The following is a 1,803-nucleotide window of genomic DNA, read 5'->3' on the forward strand; positions in this document are numbered from 1 at the left end:
ACCGGGTCGACCAGCTTGTAGTCTACAACTAGACCCCTGTCCGTGATCCCGATCTCGGGGACAGACGGTAGCGAGACAAACTCTAATTGCATAAACGGGCTGGAGAGGCCCGACCCCAGAACGTGCCTCGCCATGTACTCAAGCCTGTTTAACCTCTCCACTACCTCCTCGTAGCTCCTTGTCGACATCAACCCCGCGAACTCGAGAGGAAGCTCCGCCAATATCTCGCCGTCCATTACGGCGACGAAGCCCCCACCTATCTCGCTCAGCCTCCTCACGGCGACGTACATGTCTGAGGGGTCTACGCCGACCACCACTATATTGTGGTGGTCGTGCGACACGCTTGATCCTATCGCTCCCTTCTTCAGGCCGAAGCCCTTCACAAACCCCTTGCCTACATTGGGCAACCCCTTGTGCCTCTCTACAACTGCTATGTGGATGATGTCGCGCCCTACGTCCCCAACCACTACTCCGCTTCTGACCTCAAGCCACTCCCTCAGCTCCTTCTTTAGGATCTGCCCGGGAGTCACCTCTATCACCCGAACCAGGGCCTTTCCACTCTCTGAGCCGACTTTTACCACAAGGTCGCCCGCCTTTAGAGCCGGGTTGACTCTCACGGTGTTCCTCGCCCACTCGGGTATCTCCACTCGCGGGACCTCGAACATGAGTCTACCCTCGTGGTAGACGACCTCGCCGTCGAAGACAACGGTCCTAATGCCCAGCTTCTCGAGGCTGTCTACGACCACCACGTCCGCCTTACGGCCTGGCGCCAGAGAGCCTACTAAGTGGTCTAGCCTGAAGTACATGGCTGGGTTTATAGTCGCCATCTGAACTGCCACGATGGGGTCTAGACCCTCCTCAATAGACTTTCGTATATTATAGTCGATGTGCCCCTCTCTCAAGATGTCCGTTGGGTGCTTATCGTCAGTGCAGAACATCAGGAGACGGTGGTCCCTGAGCCTGCCCATCAAACCCTTGACCACGTCGGCGAGGTTCCTCTCGCTACTACCCTCCCTCACCATGACCGCTACACCCCTGACCAGCTTAACAAAGGCCTCGTCGCCGTTCACGACCTCGTGGTCGTCTGTTAGCCCAGCTGACGCCAGCGCATTAACTAAGTCTTCCTCAACTACTCCAGCCATGTGACCATTAGACCTCTTCCCGAGCCTCCTAGCCGCCTCGACTCTCCTTAGGTAGCCCGGGTCTCTCAGTACGTTCTGGTAGTTCAGCTCGCCAAGCGAGACGGCAGAGTCTTCTCTGAGCAACTCCTCCACGTCTCTGTCCTCTAGGGCAGCACCCGTGGTCTCTAGGCCTGGTGCTGTGGGGACCCTTGATGGGACTTGTACGAATACCCTGATCTTCGCCATCTTACTCATCTCCACTAGTAGCCTGACACCCCTTACCCCGAGGACGTTGGCTATCTCGTGGGGGTCTGCCATGAGAGTGGTGACCCCGTGCGGTAGGAGGAGGCGTGCTAGCTGCTGTGGGACGAGTAGTGTGCTCTCTATGTGGATGTGGGAGTCTATGAAGCCGGGTAAGAGGTAGTATCCTTTAACGTCTAGTACCAAATCGGCCTCTCTAACTTTCTTAGTCAACCCGATGACCCTGTCCTTGTAGATCTCGAGGTTTCCCTCGACAACGGAACCGGTAAACACGTCGACAACACGCGCGTTCTTCAGGAGGAGGGTCGGCCTCCTCTTACCAGCGGCCGCCTCAAAGTACTCGATGAGGCTCTGCGCCAAGAACGACGCACCACCGCATTCAACTGAGCTTTAAAAACCCGTGTAGAATAATATAGATAAC

The 1,803-nt window shown here is 56.5% G+C and carries 1 protein-coding gene; it reads right to left on the reverse strand.

The features are described from left to right. Positions 1–1,742: adenine deaminase (gene ade, locus ACP5VX_RS07165; RefSeq protein WP_428725193.1), on the reverse strand; the 1,742-nt coding region annotated here is incomplete at its 3' end. Between the last annotated feature and the right edge of the window lie 61 nt (positions 1,743–1,803).

Origin of the sequence: Thermogladius sp. (assembly GCF_049970955.1) — an archaeon.
Lineage (GTDB): Archaea > Thermoproteota > Thermoprotei_A > Sulfolobales > Desulfurococcaceae > Thermogladius.